This is a genomic window from Halosimplex rubrum (assembly GCF_013415885.1).
Lineage (GTDB): Archaea > Halobacteriota > Halobacteria > Halobacteriales > Haloarculaceae > Halosimplex > Halosimplex rubrum.
This window is the reverse complement of record NZ_CP058910.1, coordinates 2,932,258-2,954,654: the sequence shown is the minus strand read 5'-3', so window position 1 is coordinate 2,954,654 and position 22,397 is coordinate 2,932,258. Positions and strand designations below refer to the sequence as shown.

Annotated in this window: 18 protein-coding genes and 2 pseudogenes; 7 read left to right on the top strand and 13 right to left on the bottom strand. The window is 64.1% G+C overall.

Annotation, left to right across the window (positions count from 1 at the left end; translation table 11 throughout):
- Positions 1-22 precede the first annotated feature (22 nt).
- Complete coding sequence (locus HZS55_RS14700; protein ID WP_179911886.1) at positions 23-688, top strand: Cdc6/Cdc18 family protein; 666 nt, start codon at positions 23-25, stop codon at positions 686-688.
- An 11-nt stretch (positions 689-699) separates the two neighbouring features.
- On the opposite strand, the gene HZS55_RS14695 is transcribed toward HZS55_RS14700, so the two are convergent.
- From HZS55_RS14695 to HZS55_RS14685, 3 genes and pseudogenes are all read right to left on the bottom strand, one after another.
- The gene (locus HZS55_RS14695) at positions 700-1,626 is read right to left on the bottom strand and encodes a hypothetical protein (RefSeq protein ID WP_179908345.1); all 927 of its coding nucleotides are present in this window, start codon (positions 1,624-1,626) and stop codon (positions 700-702) included.
- A gap of 27 nt (positions 1,627-1,653) precedes the next feature.
- Entirely contained in the window at positions 1,654-1,959 is a 306-nt protein-coding gene (locus tag HZS55_RS14690) for a hypothetical protein (protein WP_179908344.1), read from the bottom strand.
- A gap of 165 nt (positions 1,960-2,124) precedes the next feature.
- Positions 2,125-2,305, bottom strand: a pseudogene (locus HZS55_RS14685) (IS6 family transposase); the annotation flags it as partial.
- Positions 2,306-2,617: 312 nt separating this feature from the next.
- Between HZS55_RS14685 and HZS55_RS14680 the strand changes: the two are divergent.
- Positions 2,618-3,454 (top strand): phosphoenolpyruvate hydrolase family protein, encoded by an 837-nt coding sequence (locus HZS55_RS14680; RefSeq protein ID WP_179911885.1) that lies wholly within the window; start codon positions 2,618-2,620, stop codon positions 3,452-3,454.
- 198 nt (positions 3,455-3,652) lie between these two features.
- Here the strand turns inward: HZS55_RS14680 and HZS55_RS14675 are convergent, their stop codons facing one another.
- Positions 3,653-3,847, bottom strand: coding sequence for a hypothetical protein (locus tag HZS55_RS14675; RefSeq protein ID WP_179908343.1), 195 nt, complete (start codon positions 3,845-3,847; stop codon positions 3,653-3,655).
- Positions 3,848-3,963: 116 nt separating this feature from the next.
- Here HZS55_RS14675 and HZS55_RS14670 point away from each other — a divergent pair, with 116 nt between their 5' ends.
- Entirely contained in the window at positions 3,964-4,134 is a 171-nt protein-coding gene (locus HZS55_RS14670) for a hypothetical protein (RefSeq protein WP_179908342.1), read from the top strand.
- Positions 4,135-4,438: 304 nt separating this feature from the next.
- Here the strand turns inward: HZS55_RS14670 and HZS55_RS14665 are convergent, their stop codons facing one another.
- On the bottom strand, positions 4,439-6,367 hold the full coding sequence (locus tag HZS55_RS14665) for a beta-L-arabinofuranosidase domain-containing protein (protein WP_179908341.1): 1,929 nt from the start codon (positions 6,365-6,367) through the stop codon (positions 4,439-4,441).
- A 139-nt stretch (positions 6,368-6,506) separates the two neighbouring features.
- On the opposite strand from HZS55_RS14665, the gene HZS55_RS14660 reads away from it, so the two are divergent.
- Entirely contained in the window at positions 6,507-6,767 is a 261-nt protein-coding gene (locus tag HZS55_RS14660; protein WP_179908340.1) for a hypothetical protein, read from the top strand.
- A gap of 180 nt (positions 6,768-6,947) precedes the next feature.
- Here the strand turns inward: HZS55_RS14660 and HZS55_RS14655 are convergent, their stop codons facing one another.
- Positions 6,948-7,970 (bottom strand): formylglycine-generating enzyme family protein, encoded by a 1,023-nt coding sequence (locus HZS55_RS14655; protein WP_179908339.1) that lies wholly within the window; start codon positions 7,968-7,970, stop codon positions 6,948-6,950.
- A 120-nt stretch (positions 7,971-8,090) separates the two neighbouring features.
- Positions 8,091-9,047 (bottom strand): TIGR03557 family F420-dependent LLM class oxidoreductase, encoded by a 957-nt coding sequence (locus HZS55_RS14650; RefSeq protein WP_179908338.1) that lies wholly within the window; start codon positions 9,045-9,047, stop codon positions 8,091-8,093.
- A gap of 115 nt (positions 9,048-9,162) precedes the next feature.
- Between HZS55_RS14650 and HZS55_RS14645 the strand changes: the two genes are divergently transcribed.
- Positions 9,163-11,355 (top strand): alpha-L-arabinofuranosidase C-terminal domain-containing protein, encoded by a 2,193-nt coding sequence (locus HZS55_RS14645; protein WP_179908337.1) that lies wholly within the window; start codon positions 9,163-9,165, stop codon positions 11,353-11,355.
- A gap of 33 nt (positions 11,356-11,388) precedes the next feature.
- Here HZS55_RS14645 and HZS55_RS14640 read toward each other — a convergent pair.
- From HZS55_RS14640 to HZS55_RS23115, 6 genes and pseudogenes are all read right to left on the bottom strand, one after another.
- Positions 11,389-12,946 (bottom strand): annotated as a pseudogene (locus HZS55_RS14640) (arylsulfatase).
- A 136-nt stretch (positions 12,947-13,082) separates the two neighbouring features.
- Positions 13,083-14,588: a sulfatase family protein gene (locus HZS55_RS14635; protein WP_179908336.1), complete on the bottom strand. Its 1,506-nt coding sequence runs from the start codon at positions 14,586-14,588 to the stop codon at positions 13,083-13,085.
- Between the two features lie 78 nt (positions 14,589-14,666).
- Positions 14,667-16,130: a sulfatase family protein gene (locus HZS55_RS14630; RefSeq protein ID WP_179908335.1), complete on the bottom strand. Its 1,464-nt coding sequence runs from the start codon at positions 16,128-16,130 to the stop codon at positions 14,667-14,669.
- Between the two features lie 117 nt (positions 16,131-16,247).
- A complete protein-coding gene (locus tag HZS55_RS14625; protein ID WP_179908334.1) occupies positions 16,248-17,693 on the bottom strand; it encodes a sulfatase family protein in 1,446 nt (481 codons plus the stop codon).
- A 61-nt stretch (positions 17,694-17,754) separates the two neighbouring features.
- Complete coding sequence (locus HZS55_RS14620; protein ID WP_246308271.1) at positions 17,755-18,633, bottom strand: SDR family NAD(P)-dependent oxidoreductase; 879 nt, start codon at positions 18,631-18,633, stop codon at positions 17,755-17,757.
- A gap of 686 nt (positions 18,634-19,319) precedes the next feature.
- The gene (locus HZS55_RS23115) at positions 19,320-19,775 is read right to left on the bottom strand and encodes a hypothetical protein (protein WP_246308270.1); all 456 of its coding nucleotides are present in this window, start codon (positions 19,773-19,775) and stop codon (positions 19,320-19,322) included.
- A 21-nt stretch (positions 19,776-19,796) separates the two neighbouring features.
- Between HZS55_RS23115 and HZS55_RS14610 the strand changes: the two genes are divergently transcribed.
- Both HZS55_RS14610 and HZS55_RS14605 read left to right on the top strand, forming a co-directional pair.
- Positions 19,797-20,006 (top strand): IclR family transcriptional regulator domain-containing protein, encoded by a 210-nt coding sequence (locus tag HZS55_RS14610; protein ID WP_179911882.1) that lies wholly within the window; start codon positions 19,797-19,799, stop codon positions 20,004-20,006.
- A 181-nt stretch (positions 20,007-20,187) separates the two neighbouring features.
- Complete coding sequence (locus HZS55_RS14605) at positions 20,188-22,392, top strand: alpha-L-arabinofuranosidase C-terminal domain-containing protein (RefSeq protein WP_179908333.1); 2,205 nt, start codon at positions 20,188-20,190, stop codon at positions 22,390-22,392.
- Positions 22,393-22,397 lie beyond the last annotated feature (5 nt).

Genomic DNA, 22,397 nt, shown 5'->3' with positions numbered 1-22,397 from the left:
TACAGAAGAGCGAAGCAATCAAATCAACTTCTTCGACGAGCTGAACCCACGCACCAAGAGTGCCTTCCAGACCCAAGAACTCAACTTCGACCCATATAACGCAAATCAAATTCAAGAGATTCTTCGCGGGCGTGATGACGCATTTCGTGATGGTGTTCTTACTGATGAGGTCATTCCTCTTGTCGCGGCTTTCTCAGCCCAGGAACACGGGGATGCACGGAAAGCAATGCGGTTATTCAGGACCGCAGGAGAGCTAGCCGATCGTGAGGGAGCTGACATGGTCGAAGAAGACCACGTGCGAAGAGCCCAAGACGCACTTGAAAAGGATCGATTCCGCGACTTCCTCCAGGGTACCCCCACTCAAATGAAAGCAGCTTGTCTCTCGATCGCTGCTAAGTCACTTTACTCGCGTGATGATTACATCATCACAGGTGAACTCTACGATGCGTACCAGCAGATCACTAACGCGATAGATATGGACACGATTGGGATACGGCGGTTCCGGGATATTCTTGATGAGATGCAGCTCAGCCAGGTAATCGAAACTAAGGAGGTAAATATGGGAAAAGGCGGTGGCCGCCACAACTCTCATCGGTTACTCCACAATCCTGAGGCTATCCTTGATATCGTAATGGAGGATACTCGATTCGGAGATATCTCTAAATCCTCGCTGAAACGGTTCGCCTGACTAATTAGATGTTATACTGATGAGATGTACCTTCGTTTCGTCCACTCGTCGCGACGGGGCACAGTACGTCCTTCACGGTTCTCCCAATCAGTACTCGAGACGGTTTTGATCCGATCGAGTTCGAACCCAGCGGCTTGGTAGCAGACGCCAGTGTTGTCGTCGACGCCGGCGATCGCGATGAGCCGCTCTCGCTCGGTATGCTCACGTACCCAGTCTCGAAGACGCGCAAGCATCCAACTCGACGTATTCGGTGGGCGATTCGGGTGATTCGCAAGCCGTGTAACGTACAGCTCTTCACGAGCCCCGTCGTAGCTGTACGTGTACGGCTGCGCGAGCACCGCCACTGAGTACGGATGCCCCTCTTGGGTAGCGATGAATCCGGCCTTCCATTTCGCGACACCGCCGAGGCGATGGTCGATGCGGCCGTCCGGACCACCGATAAGAAGGTGATTGACGAGTCGCCGACTCCCTCGTCCACAAACGCGGTGGACTGTGAGGTCGGTGACGTCCTCGAGAGGTGGCGGCGTGACACGGTCGGGTTCCCAATGTGAGACCCTCCAGTCCGGTTTTTCATCAGGTTCGACGCCCAGTCGTGGGAAATCCGGCATTCCCGCTGGCGGGTATGTACGCCACTCGGGATCACTCGAATGGAGCGCTACGACCATCGACTCATCGGCAGGGAGCCGTTCTTGGAAGTTGACAGACAATGAACGTCCTTCCCGAGTGAGCTCAACGTTAGTGATGACGCGACGTCGGTAAACAGCCTTCACCTCGGGAATGGGGAACCGATTTCGAGAATCGATAACGGTTCGCTCGAAGATGTGGTCGCCGGCGCGGATCGTCGATGCGAGTTCGGTTGGTTTGTTGCTGGCCAGCGAGGAATGGTCAAGAGGTGCTGGTTCCGAACCGTCGCGAACGGGGAAAGCAAGTGCTGACATACTGGTGAGCCGATAGAGTGATGGCGGTTACTCGGTCTGCGGAGCGATGTGGTGGAGCGAGTTACCGTCTGGAGTAAACCACTCACAGTCGAAGGAGACTGATCGGGGGATATCCCCACAGCCGAATTCGAGGACTGCTTCAACCGTCGTGTCGTCGACGATCGTGACGCGGTATAGTTCGCCGTCGTAGGAATTCCAGTATCGCTCGCCGACTGCAACGTCGGTCCGTCCAGTCGTCGCAAACGCTGTTGATTTCCCGTCAGGGAGCTCCACCCGGAAGGCTATCCGATTCGGGTCGTTAAGCGTCTCGAAGAGCTGTGATTCACTCGTCATAAAGCGCTAGAAATGGACGTCGGCGGGGACGAGCCATCCCCCGTTCTCCGGAGTAATCTGAACTGGATCGGTTCGTGCGTGAAAAAGCTCGTAGAAAATCACCAATCGTGACTTTCGACGACCGATTCTGAGTTATTATCTCTGTACCGGTTTTATTGACATTGTTCAGATTAGCTGGTTCCACGCGAACGCGAAGGTTTGCAGCCATGTTTCGGCGATTCGGATGAGGCGTGTCGGAAATGATTTGTGAACTGTTCGGTTCGCCGTTTTACCTCTTTGAATATACGTTCGACGGAATTCGATTTCCGTGCGTGACGTATTGAAATCGGAGGTTTCTGACGAAACAGCATGCCCCGGACGACGAGTCCTGGTGGGAAACCATTCGGTTACCGATCTCGACGCTGACGTCGTTCACCGGTTGTGACATCTTCATTGCCCCGGGAATGACCTAGCTGAGAAACTTCTACCGGGACGGCGTTCCTGAACCTCAGAAGGCGACAGAGAACCGAATAGAGGCCACTGAACCCGAGTGTCCTTCCACAGAGTACTTCGGTTAACTGATGTTAGAATAACGGTCGGGCTGCGTGACACAGCCGTGCGGACGCCTGTAAAGAGATATAAGACGGCGGTTCGAGAATGAAATTAAGTTAGCATGAGTATGAAATTCAGCCGCAAGGAGGTAATGGCAAAGCTCCAGGAGACGGTCGATGCGGGAGACCCAATAATTGGGTCCGGTGCCGGAACCGGTATCTCGGCGAAGTTTGCTGAACGGGGCGGGACCGACCTTATAATCATCTACAACTCTGGGAGGTATCGGATGGCGGGCCGCGGTTCTCACGCTGGGCTACTCGCCTACGGCGACGCTAACGAGATCGTGACGGAGATGGCAGGTGAAGTCATTCCCGTTATTGAAGATACACCAGTGCTTGCGGGTGTCCATGGAACCGACCCGTTCCGCGAAATGGATGTCTTCCTCGACGAGATCGAGCGTCTCGGATTCTCGGGCGTACAGAACTTCCCGACGCACGGTCTTATCGACGGGAAGTTCGGTGAAGAACTCGAAGATCTCGGTATGGGATATGACGAAGAAATCAAAATGATCGAATTGGCCAGCGACCAAGGATTGCTGACTGCGCCGTACGTTTTCGACAAGGAGCAGGCCCGAAAGATGGTCCGAGCTGGTGGCGACGTAATCGTCGCTCACCTCGGTCTGACCCGTGGTGGCGACATCGGGAATGAGGAGGTGTCGGGCCTCGACACAGCCTCGGAGCGGATTCAGGAGATCCGCAATGCGGCTGTGGACGAGGCTGACGCTCTGGATAGGGATATCTTCGTCATCTCGCACGGAGGCGCCCTCGCAGAACCCGAAGACATCGCTTACTCAATGAAGAAGACGACGGGGGTCCATGGCTTTTTCGGTGCTTCAAGCGTGGAACGGCTCCCGACGGAGGTGGCGATCCAGAAGCAGGTCGAGGAATTCAAAAATATCGACTAAATCATAGTAATACATCCTGATCAAACGGCTTCGAGGCTACCGGATCGTTTACTCAGCGATCCTGGGCGTTTTCAACAGGCATCGAGCCCACTTTCCGCCGAGGACACTGTTCTGGCGTATTTCGCCTTCAAGTGGGAGTGTTTACGCCCTTTCACGGAGAGGTCAGGCAAAGAACTCCGGGTCTTCACTGTACCTGTTTTATTTTCGTGTGCCCCACCGCGCTTTGTCGCGTCCACCGTGTGCGCGCTGCCTGTGCTCACCGACGTCGGGGCTCACTGTCACGTCCGACTGGTCGCTGCGGCGCAGCCACCAGAACGACAGCCCGTCGGCGACGGCCGCTTCGAGACGATCCGTCCCGGGATAGCCCCGTTGGTTGGCGTCTTCCTCGATCATCGCTGCCTCCCGTTGGGGGCCATCGATCCGATGAAGCCCTCGTCCGACGTGGGGTTGTCGGCCCTGAACCGCCACCGACCGAACGTGGGGTTGTACAGCAGCTGCATGTCCATCCCGTGGTCGACGTTCCACGCGAGGTGTTCGGCGAACTTCCCGTAGAGCTTCGGTTCGACCGGCGCGCCGGCCCGTGTCTCGGCATCGAGGCGGACGGTCGCGGTCCCGTCGTTGACCCGCTAGTGCTTGTAGAGGTCGGCCATACGCCGACGTGGTCGGCGGTAAGGAAATAGTTGTTTCCCTGGCGCCTCCGATTGGAGACAATCGCGGTACAACAAGTGCCTGATCGTGCGAGCGAGAGTTCCTCTCAAGCGGCCAGGTTGAGAGGCGAACGAGCCGGAGCCGGTGGCCGACTGAAGGGGTGAGTCATGGCAAGGTCAGTCGGGACAGCCACCGCGTTTCGCGGTGTGTGCCCGACAGTAGCCGTCCGTTTCGTTCACCTGTCTCCGAGTTTAACGCTAGCCCGGATATACCATCTGTGACGTTTCTTATAGTTTACCTGCGGTGAGAGCGGCGTTCGATTCGCCGGGCGTTGGCTCAATCGAGCAGGGGGAACTCGGCGACCCGGAGGTTCGTACAGCCGTACGGCACCAGCGTGAGCGATTCGGCGGGCTTGTCGGACCGGACGATGCCGTTCGGGATCGACTCGGCCCACGCGAACTCGTCGTCGAGGCCCCACTCGGGGACGAGCCGGCCGGTCACATCGAGTTCGACGGGCGCGCCCTCGGGCGAGAACGGCCGCTCGCCGGGGTCGTCGAACGACGCGGCGAGCGCCGACGCCCCGTCGGAGACCGAATCCATCGATTCAAGTTCCAGCCCGTAGTTCCACGGCTCGTCCGGGTACAGCTCCCAGTCGGCGTGCGGTCGTTCGCCAGCGATCTGTTTCCGTGACGCCTCGATGGGGTAGGCGAACGTCAGCGGTCCGCGATGGACGCTCACTGCACCGTGATAGCGCCGCTCGACACGCACCGGCGACTCGAACCGTATCTCGAGCGTGTCCCCGTCTTCCCACGTCCGTTCGATCCGGTGATACGATCCCGTCGCGTCGACGGTCTCGCGGTCGCCGCCCGGGCGTTCGATCGTTGCCGCCTCGACCCACTCGGGAATCCGGAGCGAGAGCGCGAACGTCGCCGGAACGTCCGTCTCGACGGTGAACGCCACCGAGTCCTCGAACGGGTAGTCGGTGTCCTCGACGACCGTTACGTCCTCCCCGTCGAGTTCGGTCGTCACCGCGCAGGGGGCGTAGGCGACGATCGCGAGCTCGTCGCTCTCGTCGCGGTCGTCGCTACCACCGCCGTCGCGCATCCACAGGTGCGAAGCGAGCTTCGGCCAGCCCTGGTGCATGTTTGCCGTGCAGCAGCCGAAATTCGGTGCCAGCCCGAAGACGTTGGCGTCGGGGCCGTTGAACCAATCCTTCTCGGCGACGTTGCAGATCACCTGGTTCGCCTGCTGGTCATACTGGTGGGCCCACATGTCGGACGTGAACGTCGCCGGGAGGGCGTTGTACGCGAGCCGTTCGAGCCGGTCGCCGTGGCGTGGGTCGCCGGTGATCGACGCGAGCACTTCGAGCGAGTACATGTACTCGACGACGCCGCAGAGCTCAGTCCCGCGCGAGGGGTGTTTCCCGCCGTAGTACTCGTCACCGGAGAAGAGGCCTGTGGCTTGCCCGTGAAACCTGTCGAGCGTTTTGATCCCGCGTGCGGCGGCCGCCCCGTCACCCTCGAGGGCGCGCAGGCGAGCGCGGACGGCGGGCTCCTTGAGGCCCATCGCGTTGTTGACGACGTGCGCCGAGAGGTCCGTCTCCCCGTCGTCCGGCCACTCGTACGGTTCGAGATACCCACCGAGGTCCGCGAAGTGGTCGCCCCAGTCGTATCCCTGCTCGGCGGCCGTCGAGACGAGGTCGAGAAGTCGCTCGTCACCGGTCCGGTCGTAGAGCCAGTAGAGGCTCACTGCCAGATCGGCCCACCGATAGCGTCCCCACCGCTCCAGTGGTCGGTCTTCGAGCGCGTCGGCGAGCCAGTCACAGAACAACAGCATGGCCTCAACGGCGCGCTCGTCGCCGGTTGCCTCGTGGTACTGCGCGAGGACTTTGCAGACAACGAACCGCGGCCACGGGTCGTACTCGTACCCTTGGTCGCGGGCCTGTTCGGCCGGGCCGATCCAACCGTTCTCGTTCTGACTCGCGAGAAAGGCCTCGACCCACGTCTCCGCTCGCTCGATCAGGTCGGGGTCGTCGAGGAGGTATGCGAGCGGCAGGAGGCCGTCGACGTAGTAAGGGCCGCGCTCCCACCCGTCTCGTTCGCCGCCGAGCCACTGGTTGTCGGCAACGTCGGGCCAGCACTCCTCCAGATGGCCGGTCAGCCCGTCGGCCTGGATCGCGAGCTGTCGTTCGAGCCACCCGCGCGGTTTCACGGCACCCAGCGGGAGGGGGTCGTAGGCACGCGGTTCGAGGCGCGCGTCGGTCATACGATCACTCCGTGCCGCCGCCGGCATAACCCTCACGCCGGTGGGACCCGGGGAGCGGGTGCGAGTCACGGGACAGGATGCGGGAATATCTCGTCCTCTCGACCCCATGTCTTAAGAGCGCCTGGCCGGATCACTTGATATGGCGAAGCCAGCAGTAGACCGTAGTTTCGACCATCCGAACGTCCAGTTCACGTGCGAGTGCGGTTGGACCGGACTGGACGCGGACGTCGAGGACTGGGCCGTTCAGGAGGACCGCGATCGGGTCGTCCGCCGATGTCCCGACTGCGGTGATACGGTCCCCGAGTGGGGCACACTCCCCTCCATCGAGGGTGCGACGGCGATCGCCCGCGGTCCGCTCCGAGAATCGCTCGCGGAAGCGGGCTACTACGATTCCGAGTAGTCGACGCAGGCCCTTTCGCAGTACCGCGATCGGACCGTCTGAGCGCTTCGGCGAAGAGACCAGTTTCCACGGTCTGAGGTCGCTCACGAGTCACGGTTTCGCGGCGGAGCAAAGCGCGAACGCAACGCGCAGGGACCCGCTTTCGGGAACCGTCTCTGTGCAGCGGACGGGCTGCGTGGATCACGACTCGGCGGCGTCGACGACGCAGCGAAAGCCGATGTTGCCGGTCGAGCTATCTGGCGTGTTTTTCGACCGGGCGGCGACCCGGTAGCGGTTGCACCATGATCGGTGGCAGAGGTACGAGCCGCCGCGCATCACGCGCTCGTCGCCGCCCTCGGGGCCGGTCGGATTGTCGCGGTCGTACTCGTCGGTCGTGTGGTAGTCGGCGCTGAACCAGTCGGCGCACCACTCCCAGACGTTCCCGGAAGGATTGTAGATCCCGTAGCCGTTCGGTTCGAACGCGTCGACTGGCGCCGTCTGGACGAACCCGTCGCCACCCGTGTTGTTGTCGGGGAACTCTCCCTGCCAGATGTTACAGCGGTGCTCGCCGTCCGGCTTCAGTTCGTCACCCCACGGGAACGTTCGCTGGTGGAGCCCCCCGCGTGCGGCGTACTCCCACTCGGCCTCGGTAGGGAGGCGTTTGCCCGCCCAGTCGGCGTAGGCCGCCGCGTCGCGCCAGGAGACGTGCGTGACTGGATGTTTCAGTAGCTCCCGGTCGTCGAGGAGGCTCCGGATCGGGCCGTTCGGGTGGAGCCAGTCGGCACCTTCGACGGCGGCCCACCACGGCGTGGCCGCGGAGTGCTGGACAATCCGGTCGCGGTCGCCGTCGTTCACAAAGTCCTCGAAGACGAACGACCAGCCGAAGCGCTCGGCGTCGGTCGTGTAGCCCGTGTTGCGGACGAACTCTAGGAACTCGGCATTCGTGACGGCGTGCTTGTCGACGTAGAAGGAGTCGACGGTCACCTCGCGGGCCGGTCCCTCACCGTCCTCCGGGAAGCCCACGTCCGAATCGGTACCCATCGTGAACGTCCCGCCGTCGAGTCTGGCCATCCGGGCGGTCCGTTCGTCGTCGTTCGTCGCAGGCGTCGTGGTGAACCGTGCGTCGGAGTCCGCGACTTCGCCAGTGCCCTCATCCACCTCGCCCTCACGGGACGGCCGCTCCGAGTCGCGGGCTGCTGCACAGCAGGCTCGTTCCTCGGTCATGTCAGGATCATCGTTGAGCGGTCAGTAAACGATTTCGTCGGACTCCCCGTGGCGTTCGTCAAGGCCCTCCGCTCCGAGCGCGATGTGGACTGGCACGGCCCGCAACGGCGGACGAGCCGCTCACCCGTCGAACTCGGGGAGGATCTCGTCCTCGTAGAACTCGAAGAACCCCACCTGGTCGGGACCGATCTGATGGACACAGATGTGGTCGTACCCAGCGTCGAGGTAGGTCTCGATCTCCTCGACGTGGTCGGCCGGATCAGGACTGCAGACGACGGCCTCAGCGACGTCGTCCTCGCTCACCATCTCGGCCGTCTGCTCGAAGTGGGCGGGCGTCGGGAGTTCTGAGCCCACGCCCGGCATGGCCGCGTTAGGCCACTGCTCGTGTGCTGTCCGGCGCGCTTCGGCCTCGTCCTCGGCCCAGCAGACGGCCATCTCGGCGTACTTCGGCTTCCCCTCGCCGCCCGCCTCCTCGAAGCGCTCGATGTGCTCGCTCGCGGGACCGGCCCCGACGAAGCCGTCGCCGATGCGCCCCGCAGTCGTCGCAGTTCGGGGCCCGCCCGCGGCGACGTGGATCGACGGAGGGTCATCGGGCCGGGTGAAGATCTGAGCGCTCTCGACGGTGTAATGTTCGCCGTCGTGGCTCTGTAGGTCGCCGTCCCAGAGCGCCCGCATCACGTCCACCGCCTCGACGAGCATCTCGAGGCGCGTTCGGTGGTTCGGCCAGCTGTCGCCGAGGACGTGCTCGTTGAGGCGCTCGCCGGTGCCGACGCCGAGGAAGAAGCGGTCTTCGAGCATCGTCGCCGCGGTGGCGGCCGCCTGCGCGACGATCACCGGGTGGACCCGCATCGTCGGGCAGGTCACGCCGGTACCGACCTCGATGCCGTCGGTGGTCTCGGCGATAGCACCCAGCGTTCCCCAGACGAAGGGACTCTCGCCCTGGTCGCTGGTCCACGGGTGGTAGTGGTCGGAGATCATCGCGAATTCGAACCCGGTTTCCTCCGCGCGCCGCGCGTATCGCGCGAGGTCCGACGGCCCGTGCTCCTCGCTCGCCAGCTTGTAGCCGAGTGACACCATACCCCCGTTCGGGGTGCCGATCGAATACTTCCTCGGCGCGCACCGGCAAGGCCGAACGCGCGTTGTCGCGCGACCCGACGTTTATGGTTTCGGGCGTTCTGGTCCAGCACATACCATGCCAGCCGACGATCTCTTCGTCCACCGAGCGACGGATGACGCCACGACCGCGAACGTAACCGTCGATACGAGCCGACGGGCGGGCCACGACGTGAACCCGTACCTGTTCGCGAAGTTCTGCGAGCACCTCGGCAACAACATCTATCACGGGATGGACGCGCAGATCCTCTTCAACCCCGTCTTCGGCGAGTGGCACTTCCGGGGATCGGGCATCCCGAGCGGCGGGAACGGTCCTACGTACGATATCGCCGACATCCGCGAGACGGTCGAAGAACACGACCGCCCGCTCGCCTATCCCGAGTCGACAGACACCGACGCCCTGCTCGACGCCTACCAGCGCGCCCTCGCCTTCGGGTGGCTCCCGACCGACGACGGCGTGGCGTTCAGCCCCGACACCGGCCCGAGCGGGAACTGCGCACAGCGCATCGAAACCGACGCCGCCGATGAGGGCGTCGAACAGCGGACGCACCTCCCGCTCCACCGGATCGATGAGTACGAGTTCCGCTGCAAGGTCCGGGCGGTCGAGGCGACGACGGCTCGTGTGACCGTCGCGACTGACGACGGCGATGAACTCGCCGACGCCGAACTCGATGTCGGCGAGGAGTGGGCAACCGTCGAGGGCGACTTCGAACTGCCGAGCGACGTCGACCCCGACGGCATCTACCGCATCTCGCTGACCGCCGACGAACCCGCTGAAATCGTCGTCGAACGGCTGTTGCTCTACCCGAGCGACCACGTCGACTACGCCGACCCGGAAGTCGTCGAGTTCCTCCGCGACTCGGACCTGCCGGCGCTGCGCTGGCCCGGCGGGAACTTCGTCTCGGGCTACGACTGGCGCGACGGGATCGGCCCCGTCGACGAGCGGCCGACGAAACCGAACCCCAACTGGGAGGGGCTGGAGTACAACCTGTTCGGGACGGACGAGTTCATGCAGTTCTGTGAGAACGTGGGCTGTGAGCCCACCATCTGTATCAACGCCGGCGACGGCACGCCCGAGGAGGCCGCCAAATGGGTCGAGTACTGCAACGGCGACCCCGAGGAGACCGAGATGGGACAGCTGCGTGCGGAGAACGGCCACCCCGAGCCATACGACGTGACCTACTGGGAGGTCGGCAACGAGCTCTGGGGCCAGTGGCAGGTCCGCTGGACGACGGCGGCGGGCAACGCCGACCGCTACGAGCGGTTCAGCGAAGCCATGCTCGACGTCGACCCGGATATCAAACTCACCGCCTGCGGGCTGGAGACCAACGACGACCCCGGGATGGGCCCGCTGACGACGAACGGCCGCTGGAACGACACGCTACTGGAACGGGTGGGAGACGACATCCGCGCCATCTCCGATCACGTTCTCGCGGGCGGGCAGGTCGGTCGGGACACCGACCCGCGGGAGCTCTTCCGGGCGTACATGGGCTTCTCGAAGGAGTTCGGCGAGGTGTTCCGCGGGCTCGAAGATCGGATGCGCGAGGCCGGCGTCGACGACCCGCGCTTCGACCTGACCGAGCTCCAGCTCTTCGCGGGCCTCGAAGGGGACACCAGCGAAGGCGGACCCGCCGGCGACGGCGAATCCGCGGGCGAGAGTGAGCCCGGCGGCGAGGCCGAGGAGCTGACCGAGGAGACGCTGCCGACGCCGGTGACGATCAGCGAGGCGCTGTACAACGCCTGCATCCGCAACGAGATGATCCGCATGGGCGAGTTCGCGGAGATGCTGACCCACTCGGCGAGCGTCAACCACGGCGGCGGCCTCCAGAAGTCGGGTGAGCGCGTCTGGGCCGACCCGTGTCACTACGGCCGGGCGCTGACGACGGCGCTCGCCGGCGACACCCCTGTGGGGGCCGACGTCGAGTGCGGCACTATCTCGACGGAGTACACGTTCCGCGAGATCAGCCCGGTCGAGGGGGTCCCCGCGGTCGACGTGATGGCCACCGAAGGCGAGGACGCCCTGCGCGTCGTCCTCGTCAACCGGACGAGTCACGAGGAGCCCATCGACGTCTCCGTCGACCTCGGGAGCTTCGAGGCCGACGGCGACGCCGAGATCGCGACGCTCGGCGCGGAGACGTGGCACGAGCAGAACTCCCGGGAAGACCCCGAACACGTAACGCCCGAGTACAACGAAGCGGCGGTCACCGACGGCGCGGTCGAGGTCACACTCGACCCCTACTCGATGATCCGGTTGACCGTCTCCTCGACCTGAGGGCGACTCCCTGCGGGAGTCGCGTTCCAACAGCTATTCCCCGCGCTTCACCTGTCTCAAGTAGTCTTCGTAACTCTCGACGCCCCGGCCGTTCGGGACGACGCCGACGCGTTCGGCCCACTCCCACCACGCTTTCCGGAGTCGCTCGACTCGGTCGGGGTGGTCCGCCGATAGATCGGTCGTTTCCGTCCGGTCGGACTCCATGTCGAAAAGCTCCCAGCTGTCGGGGCCGCCGTAGTCCGCTTCCTCGCCCGCCGAGACAAGCTTCCACTTCCCGTCGCGGACAAAACGGTTCCTCTCGTGTTCCATGAACAGCGGTTCGTCACGGTCGATCGAGTCCCCCTCGAACGCGGGGCGGAGACTCGTCCCCTCGATCGGCGGGACGCTGACACCGTCGCGCGCGTCGGGGTACTCGGCGCCCGTCACGTCGACGACCGTCGCCATGACGTCCGGAAGGTAGGCGGGCTGGCGTCGCCACTCGCCGTCGGAGTCGTCCAGCGCGTCCGGCCAATGGACGATGAACGGCGTGGCGGCTCCGCCCTCGTGGACCCAGCGCTTGTACTTGCGGAACGGTGTGTTCGACGCGTGCGCCCATGCCTCCCCGTAGCTCTGGACAAGCGGCGAGCTCGCTTTGTTGAGCTCGTCTACAGGACCGCTCCCCAGCATGTCGAACTCAGCGCACGCGCCGTTATCGGAGAGGAAGAGGAACAGCGTCTCGTCGAGTTCGCCCCAGTCCTCGAGGGCGTCCACGAGCCGGCCGACGTTCCGGTCAACGATGTCGACCTGGGCGGCGTATATCGCCATCCGTTCAGCCATCTCCGCGCGCTTCTCCTCGGAGAGGTCGTCCCACTCGGGTCCGGCCCGATCAGGGAGCGGCGCCCGTTCCTCGTTGAATAGCCCCATCTCGAGTTGGCGCTCGTAGCGCTCCTTGCGGAGCGCGTCCCAGCCGTCCGCGTATTCGCCGCGATACTTCTCGACGACGTCCTTGTGGGCGTGGAGCGGCCAGTGTGGGGCATTGTACGGGAGATAGAGGAAGAAGGGCTGGTCGTCGGCGGCGGTCACCTCCTCGATGAAATCGATGGCGTAGTCGGTGAAGGCGTCCGTGGTGTAGTAGCGCCGGTCGGTGGTGCTTTCGGGTTCGACGCTGCCGGGGTCGCCGCCGTCCTCGGAGAGCCCGCGCTCACCCGACGGGTCGAAGTAGTTCGCAGCGCCGGCGAGGTGGCCGTAGTAGCGGTCGAACCCGCGCTCAGGCGGGCGGTCTCCCTGACGGTGCTGCCCGAGGTGCCACTTCCCGCTGGCCATCGTCTGATAGCCGGCCTCGCTCAGGACCTCGGCCATCGTAACGCAATGCTCGTTCAGGTGTCCCTGGTAACTCGGGACCCCCCGGTCGTTCCCGTCCGGATCGTCCGCTGGATTTGTCATGTGACCGATGCCAGTCTGGTGGGGGTGGAGACCGGTGAGTAGCGAGGCGCGTCGGACAGCACCGCGAATAGTTGTAGAACTGGGTGAACCGGAGTCCATCGCCGGCGAGCGCACTGAGATTTGGCGTCTCTATCTCGCCACCGTACGAGCTGATGTCCGCGTATCCCATGTCATCGACCATCACTAGGACGACGTTCGAGCGGGTCGTTGCGCTGTCGTCGGACGCTTCGTTTGGCATGAAGTAACATATATCAAGGAAGGGGCATGGGTCTTCGGATGGCGGAACCCTTCCGGAACGGCCGCGGTCAGACAAGGTCGTCGCCGAACGCGGACTGGTGCTCCCTGATCGGATATACCTCGGGGAGTGAATCGCGAACGTGCAGCGACCACGACGCGAACTCGCCGAGCATCTCCCGCAGGACGGTCGCATGATCGGGATCGTCACTCAGGTCGGTCGTCTCGGCGGGATCGGCGGCGAGGTCGTACAGCTCCGGACCGTCCTGCATGTCGACGACGAGTTTCCAGTCGTCCCGTCGCACCATGGCGGTTCGGCCGGTCTGGGTGTGCTCGTTCAGTTCGTTCTTCGACGCCTCGTCGAGGGGCGGGACGTCGTCGGGCGTCGCGTGCCGACCGCCATATCCGCACTCGGCGTAGACGCTCGTGAAGGCGTCGCCGTCGCGCTCGCCGGTCAGGAGCGGCCAGAGGCTCCGCCCCTGCACGCCCGGCGGCATCTCGGCACCGACGGCCTCGCAGATCGTCGGGAAGACGTCGACCAGCGAGACGTGCGCGTCGCGGGGATCGGGGTCCGGTTCCACGCCGGGCCCGTCGAAGATCATCGGGATGCGAGTCGTCCCCTCGGGCAGGTCGACGCCTTTGCGCATCAGGCCGTACTGGCCGACGAAGTCGCCGTGGTCGGAGACGAAGACGAGCAGCGTTCCCTCGCGCAGGCCTGCCTCGTCGAGGAACTCGACGAACCGGCGAACCTGGTCGTCGACCGTCCGGCACATCCCGTAGTACAGCGAGCGCAATCGCGGCAGGACCTCCTCGTCGTAGTCGGCGTCGGGCGCCTCTCTCAGCGCTCGCGCGACGCCGATCTCGCGGAGCCAGCGCCACTTGAACCGCTTACCGTCCAGTCCCTCCGGCCCGACCTCAACCGGGGGTAACTCCTCGGGCGGGAACAGTGAGAAGTACGGCTCGGGCACCTGGTAGGGGTTGTGCGGTTCGGGCAGCGACAGCCAGGTGAAAAACGGCTGGTCGTCGTCAAGCGACTCGATCCACTCTCGAGCACGGGAGATACAGCGGTGAGCGCATTGCGTCTCCACGGGCGTCGGAGTCGGGTCCGCAGTCCACCCGCCGCCGCCGTTGAACAGCGATAGGTCTGCCATCCACGCTTCCCACTCCTCGTCCGCCTCGGTCATCGCCGCTTCGGCGGTCTCGCTCTGTGCTCCCCAGTGGCCGTACTGCACCCAGTGGTCGGCCGCCTCGGGGCCGAGATAGCTGTGGTTCTTGCCGATCAGCGCCGTCTCGAACCCGGCGTCGTTCGCGACGTCGAAGAGGTCTCGCTCGTAGCTGGCGGCGTCCTGTTGCTGGTTGAGCCAGACGTTCGTCGCGGTCGGGAAGCGGCCGGTCAGAAAACTGGCCCGCGCCGGCGCGCACACCGGCGTCGACGTGTACGCGCGGTCGAACCACGCACCGTCGCGGGCGAGGTCGTCGAGAAACGGCGTCGTGTCGAGCGGGAACCCCTCGCGGGCGCAGGCGTCCGCTCGCTGCTGGTCGGTCATCACGACGACGACGTTCTGCACGTCGGGCATACCTGCCCGGTCGTCCCGGACTGTGTTAAGCGTTCGCAGGGTAACGAGAACGGGAGTCCAGGTAGCCGGACGGGCGCGTCAGCGGAAGTCCGCGGCCCAGTCGGCCGTCTGGACGCCGCTCCGGATGCGCCAGGTCAGCAGCTGGTCGAGGAGTTCGCGCTTGACCTCTTGGGCGTCGGGGTCGTTCCACCGGTTGTCCGTCTCCTCGGGGTCCTCGGTCAGGTCGAACAGCTGCCCTTCATCGGAGTCGACGAAGTGGACGAGCTTCCAGTCGTCGCTGCGGATCATCGTCATGAACTCCGTCTCCTGGAGGATGCCGTCGCGGGCGTGCTCGGCGTAGACGTACTCGCGCCCGGACCACTCCTCGTCGCCCTCCAGCGCCGGGACGAGCGACTCCGCCTCCATCGAGTCGTCGACGGGAGCGTCCGCGAGTTCGAGCATCGTCGGGCCGAGGTCGAACAGCGAGACGAGGTCGTCGACGGTATCGGCGTCGAAGCGGCCCGGCGACCAGACCATCATCGGGACGTTCGTCACCTCGTCGTACATCGTCCACTTCTGGATGTGGCCGTGATCGCCGAGCATCTCGCCGTGGTCCGAGGTGAAGACGACCACCGTGTCGTCGTACCCGTTGGCTTCCAGCGCGTCCATGATGTCGCCGACCTTCTCGTCGATCATCGCGACGTTCGCGTAGTAGTAGGCGCGCTGGCGATGCAGTTCCTCCTCGCTCGCCTCCACGTCGTGCGTGACGGAGTCGTGGTCGACCCCCTGATGGTGCCGCCGGAGCGCCTGCAGCGCCTCGGGCTGGTTCTCCAGATCCGACTCGGGCGCGGTCGGCAACGGGAGGTCTCTGTCCATGTACTCCTTGGCGTATTCGGGGGTGGGGTCGAACGGGGGGTGCGGCCCGGGGAAGCCGATCTCCATGAACAGTGGTTGTTCGAGCCGCGGCATGTGATCGAGCCACCGCGTCGCGAAGTTGCCGACGAACACGTCGGGATGTGTGTCCTCGGGCAGTTCCCACTCGAAGGCGCCCAGTCGCTCCTCGTAGTCCTCCCACTGCCGATAGAATTCCCGCTGTTGCTTGAGGATCCCGCGCGCTTGCATCGCGCGGTCCCACTCGTCGAGGTAGAACTTCTCCCCCGGCAGCGGCGGCTCGCCGGCGGGCATGTCCCCCAGGTAGCGGTCTTTATTCTCGACGGGGTAGCGCTCGTCGAACCCCATCGGCGTCTCGTACGGCGCCGTGTGCATCTTGCCGACGTTGACCGTGTAGTACCCGCTCTCCGAGAGGTCCTCGACCCACGAGCGCGTCCAGCGGTCGCCGTTCCGATAGATGCCCGTCGTGTGCGGGTAGTGGCCGGTGAACAGGCTGGCACGCGAGGGCGCACACGACGGCGCCGTAATGTGGCAGTCGGTGAACGTGACCCCCTCCTCGGCCAGTCGGTCGAGGTTGGGCGTGTCCATGTGGTCGGCGCCGAGCGCCCGGATCGTGTCCATCCGCTGCTGATCCGTGTTGATAAAGATGATATTCGGCCGATCCTCAGCCATGTCGGAATCCTTGGTTTCCACACCCAAAGTATTTACCATCGTTCGGACCGCTGCGGCCGCATCCGGGGTAGCCGGCCCAGCCGAACGGATTCTCGCTCGGACGGTGCCGGGCACCGATCACCACGGCGTCCGCCGTTCCGGGAGCGGGTCGGCCGTCTCTGCCATCCTGTCGGCGAGTCTCGCCAGGAGGTCCGAGCGCACGTCAGCATAGTCGGGGTCGTCCCAGCGGTTCTCCCGCTCGGCCGGGTCAGCCGCGAGGTCGTAGAGCTCGCCGGTCTCGGCCCGGTGGTGGCGGACGAGTTTGTGGTCGTTCGTCCGGACCATCGTCGAGTAGTCGGTAGGCGCCTGCCAGTGGACCGTGTCGTACGCTTCCGCGTAGACGGACTCGCGGTGGGTGTCGGCGTCCGTCTCCCCGGTCAGGAGCGGCCACAGCGACTCGCCCTGCATCGCCCGCGGGACCTCCTGTCCGGCCGCTTCCATCAGCGTTGGCGCGAGGTCAACGAGCTCGACGAGCGCGTCGGTCTCGACGCCCGACTCGATTTCCGGCCCCGAGACGATCAGCGGGACTCTGAGCGACTCCTCGTAGAAGAAGGCACCTTTCAGGTAGATGCCGTGCTCGCCGAGCAGTTCCCCGTGATCCGACGTGAAGATCACGAGTGTGTCCTCGCGCTGTCCCGTCCGCTCCAGCGCGTCGAGCAGCCGGCCGACCGCGTCGTCGATCAGGTCGCACATCGCCCAGTAGGCGGCGATCACGAGCCGATGGTCGCGCTCGTCCATCTCCTCGAAGGGGAATAGGTTCTCGTTGGCGTACGCCCCCTCGTGGCACTCGCGGTACCACGGGGGCTTGTCGTCGAGTTCGCCCGGTTCGTAGTCCGGGAGGGGGATCTCGTCCAGTCTGTCGAGGTAACGCTGGAGGTAACCATCGGGTGCGACGAACGCGTGGTGTGGGTCGAAGGGGTTGACCGAGTACAGCCACGGCTCGTCGTCCTCGGCTGCGCGCTCGATGAACGACTCCGCCTTTCGGGCGCACCAAGTCGTCTGATGGTGCTCCGGGGGCATCCCGACGGTCACGTGCTCGCAGTCCCCGACGGGGCGCTCCTCGTACTCGACGCCCTCTTCCAGGAGCCACCGCTGGTACTCGTTCACCGGTGAGGGGTGGGTCGTCCCGTGGGACCACTGGAAGTCGGCGTACCCGTCGTCGATGCGTCGCTCGCCCATCGGCAGGTCGTCGCTGTCGGGGTGGGCCGGGTTGACGTGCAGTTTCCCCGAAAGACCGCAGACGTATCCCTCGTCGGCGAGTCGCCGCGTGACGAGCGTCTCCGACTCCGGGATCGGATAGCCGTTGCCGCGGACGCCCGTCGTCCGCGGATACCGTCCGGTGAGAAAGCTCGCGCGGCTCGGCGTACAGACGGGGCTCTGGGCGTACGCCCGGTCGAACCTGACGCCCGAACTCGCGAGTTCGTCGATGTTCGGCGTCTCCACGAAGTCATTCCCGTAACACCCCAGCGTGTCGGCGCGTTGCTGATCGGTGCAGATCCAGAGGACGTTCGGCTGGTCTGGCATTGGCGTGTGTGCGTCTGGCGGAAGGTTAACTCCTGTGCCGGCAACACACCCTCGCCTCCGTTCACTCGTAGCGGTGTTTCCAGCTGTCGATGGGCACCTGGCCGCCGTCGACGCGGAGTTCGTGGCCGTTGACGTAATCGCTCGCCGGCGCGCACAGGAAGGCGATGGCCTGCGCGATGTCCTCGGGCTCTGCGAACCGACCGAGGGGGTTCTGACTCGTGATCTGCTCGCGCGTCTCCGGATCGAATCCCTCCGTCATGCGGGTATTCACCCAGCCGGGGGCGACGGCGTTGACGCGGATCCCTTCGCGGCCGAGTTCGAGCGCGAGTGATTTCGTGAGCCCCAAGAGGCTGAACTTCGCCACGTCGTACTGCGGGGACATGCCGACGCCGTTCTTCGTGTGGATCGAGGTGAGGTTCACGATCTTTCCGTATCCCTGCTCGACCATCCCATCGAGCGCCGCCCGCGTGCAGTGTATCGCGCCGAAGAGATGGATTTCGAGGTTGCGTCTGAAGTCCGACCCGTCCGGCTTGTTCATGAAGCGATCCCCCTGTCCGATCCCGGCGTTGTTCACGAGAACGTCGACGGTTCCGAACTCCTCGGCCGCGGCGTCGAACATTGCCTCGACGGTAACCTCGTCGCTCACATCCGCTTCGACGCCGACGGCCTCGCCGCCGCCGTCGCGGATCGTCTCAGCTACGGTCTCTGCGACCTCGCCTTCGATGTCGTTGACGACGACGCTCGCGCCGTCGTCCGCGAGTAGTTTTGCCGTCTCGCGTCCGTTCCCGCGTCCCGCTCCCGTCACTACTGCTGTCGTGTCTGCGAGGTCGTACGGCATGTTTCTCGGATCGGCGGCCGTTTGGTTAGACGTTTCGACGATTCGGCAGATCACGACCGGGCGAACGAGCCTAGGCGATCCGACCCTTCCCGCCTCGGCCAAGGGCGGCCCGAGGGACCGAATCTGACGAGCGAACCGGAATTGAATATATCGAACGCTACACTGGCTACCTCCCATCCCAACCGAGGAGTGGGTGGACTAAGAGCGCTGTCAGTGGAAATCGAACAAACTGAACAACTTAAAATTAGGCGTACAGGGGTGAAATGCGCTAATTCGAAGATTGTTCGAAATTATCGAACCATATCATAATGGATGTACATTATTGATTCTGCAAAATCATATGCCTGGGCCGAGCGACGTAAAATTCGCCTGCTCTAGCTTCCGTGGTCGTTTGAGACGTTGGGAGGTATTCTGTCCGAAATTCAAGCAACGTCCGGCGCCGGCTACCGCACAGCGCTTGACGGTCTTGTCATCAGGGCTCGGTGCCCCCCAGAAAATCCGTCACCGTGGACCTTCGAGGGCCGACAGGTTCGTCTACGCTCTCTGGAACTCTGTCGGTCTCCGCGATTCATTCGGTTCGAGAATGCCAAACGGGAACACTCCGGACGATCGGCATCGCTAGGCGGATCTCATCTGGCAAGTCCCCGCTGTAAATTACACTCTTTCGTTCGTAATCCGCTGGCGAGTTTCGTCACAGGGGCATAGTTGGCGGCACCGTTGCTATTGATTACGATTGTAGGATTGTAATGGTGCCTAGATCTCTCCGCGAGAAACGCAACCGGACTGCGCTATGACGGGGCAAGAACTATCAACGCGTGTTCGATAATATCTAACATGGGATCGAACTCCGGAGGGCGGATCAAATCCGCGGAAATGCGTTTCGGGTCGTCGAGTTCCTCCACGATCAGCAGCGCGCCACGCTGGGGGAAATCGTCGACCATCTCGAACTTTCGAAGAGCACTACCCACAGCTATCTCGAGGCACTCCTGCACCTCGAACTCGTCCGCAGAGTCGACGACGAGTACGAACTCGGCCTCAAGTTCCTTGATTTCGGTGGTCGGACGTGGAGCCGTAGCGACCTGTACATGGCGGCGAAACCGCAACTGCGTGATCTTCACAGGGAGACCGGACAGACGGTCCACCTCGCCGTCGAGGAGTACGAAGACCTCGTTCTGCTCGAACGGATCAATCCGGACGAGAGCGTCGGATTCCGCGCTCACGCGGGCTAGCGCGACCACTTCCACACAGCCGCCCTCGGAAAGGCGATTCTCGCCCACCTCCCGGAGGAGAAGGTCGATTCGATACTATCGAAGCGCGGGATATCTGGAATGACAGACCGATCGATCACGAGCAGGGAGGAACTTGAGAGCGAACTACGACACATCCGCGAACAGGGTTTCGCGGTCAATGACGAGGAAGAACACAGGAACTACAAAGGGATCGCGCGGCCCATCCTCGTCGACGAGGGGATCTAGGGGGCGATCAGCGTAGCCGGTCCGAAGACGGAGATCGAGATGAGCGAAGACGACATCCACGACCTCTTGCAGTCGGCCGCCGACTGGATCGAGATTAAACTACAGTACGACTGACGGTGCGGCGCGCTCGATCCAGGGCGGGGTGAACCTTTATCACGGTCCCGCTTCTCCGAGACAGGCAATGGGACGCGAGGAGATATTCATCCATCGTTCCGGAGCGGACTCGGATCGCGCCGCCGTCGCCGTCGACGTCGAGACACGACTGTCGTCGCCGGTCGAGCCGGACCTGTACGCGAAGTTCTGCGAACACCTGGGTCGGAATATCTACCACGGGATGGAGGCGCAGATCCTGTTCAACCCGACCTTCGGGAAGTGGCCGTTCCACGCGCCGGGCAGCGACGTGGCCGGCGGATTCAAACGCGAGTACGACCTGGAGGCAATTGAGTCGCTGGTCACCGACCACGACTATCACCGCAACCTCCCCGAGGTCATCGACGCGGAGGTCACGCTCGACGCCTACACTGACGGCGTCGCGTTCGGCTGGATGTACGCGGGCGACGCCGAACGGGTCATCGCAAGTCCGGACGTCGGCCCGACGGGCAACCAGGCCCAGCGCGTCGAAACGACCGACGTAGCGGCCGACCGCCCCGCGGGACTCCGACAGTGGACCGCGCTCCCACATCACCGGACGCGCGGCTTCGAGTGTCGGGTGAAAGCGCGAGCGAAGGCAGCGACCGATCTCACGCTCTCGCTGTCGGTCGTCGGCGAAGACGGGACGACGGGCGAGGCCCTCGCAGCGGAGACCGTCTCGCTCGACGAGGAGTGGACGACCCACGAGCCGACGCTCGAACTCCCGGCCGAGGCGGACTTCGACGACGATACGGTCTTCGAGTTCGCGCTCACGACTACCGAGCCGGCAAACGTCGTCGTCGAGCGCGCGCTCCTCTACCCCGACGACCACGTCGACTACGCCGACCCCGAGGTGATCGAGTTCCTCCGTGAGCGGGAACTACCCCTGCTGCGTTGGCCAGGCGGGAACTTCGTCTCCGGGTATCACTGGCGCGACGGGGTCGGACCGGTCGACGAGCGGCCGACGAAGCCCAACCCGGCGTGGGGCGGGTTGGAGTACAACCTGTTCGGAACGGACGAGTTTATGCGCTTTTGCGAGAACGTCGGCTGCGAACCGATGATCTGCGTCAACGCCGGCGACGGGACGCCCGAGGAAGCCGCCAAGTGGGTCGAGTACTGTAACGGCGACCCCGACGAGACCGAGATGGGCGCGCTCCGGGCCGAGAACGGCCATCCCGAACCCTACGACGTCACCTACTGGGAAGTCGGCAACGAGCTGTACGGCGAGTGGCAGGTGAACTGGACCACGAAGGACGGCTACGCGGACCGCTACCAGCGGTTCCACGACGCCATGACGGCCGTCGATCCGGATATCCGACTGCAGGCCATCGGCGACCTGCGAGGCGAGCAGTTCAACGACTGGAACGAGCACCTGCTCGCCGAGGCGGGCGAGTCGGTCCGCGCGCTCACGCAGCACATCCTCGCCGGTGGGGCCGTCGACGAGACCACAGACCCCGACGAACTGTTCCACGCGTTCATGGGGTTCTCAGAGCAACTCGGCGAGCGCTTCAAGCGGCTCGAAGCGCTGCTGCGCGACGCCGGAATCGACGACCCCCGGATCGCGATCACGGAGCTGCAACTGTTCGCCACGTTCACCGGTGACGACGCGGACGGCGCCGACGAAGCAGACCCCCACGCAGCCGACGGTGCGAGCGCACTCTCACCGGAGACGATGCCGACCCCCCAAACCATCAGCGAAGCGCTCTACGACGCGACAATTATCCACGAGTGCATCCGAACGGGAGGCCTCGTGGAGATGATCACTCACTCCGCGACGGTGAATCACGGCGGCGGCCTCCAGAAAGAGCGAGAGCGCGTGTGGGCCGATCCGTGTTATTACGGCCACGCGATGGGCGCACCGCTGTGGGGCGGAACGCCGGTCGGAGTCGAACTGGAGTGCGCCACGATCTCGACCGAGTACACGTTCCGGGAGATCGACCCCGTCGAAGACGTGCCGGCGCTCGACGTGATGGCCGTGCTCTCACCCGACGAGTCGTCGCTCACGCTGATGATCGTCAACTGCGCGAGTCGCGGGGAACCGGTCTCGCTCTCGGTCGACACAGGCGCGTTCAACGCTGCGGCCGAAGTCGACCGGGTGACGCTCTCGGCCGAGACGATGCACGCAGAGAACACGCGAGATGAACCCGAGCGGGTCACTCCGGAGTCCTCGACGGTCACACTGTCCGACGACGATCCGACCGTGACGATCGAGCCGTACTCGCTCACGCGACTCACGTTCGAGCGGGTCGAGGAGTAGCCGCA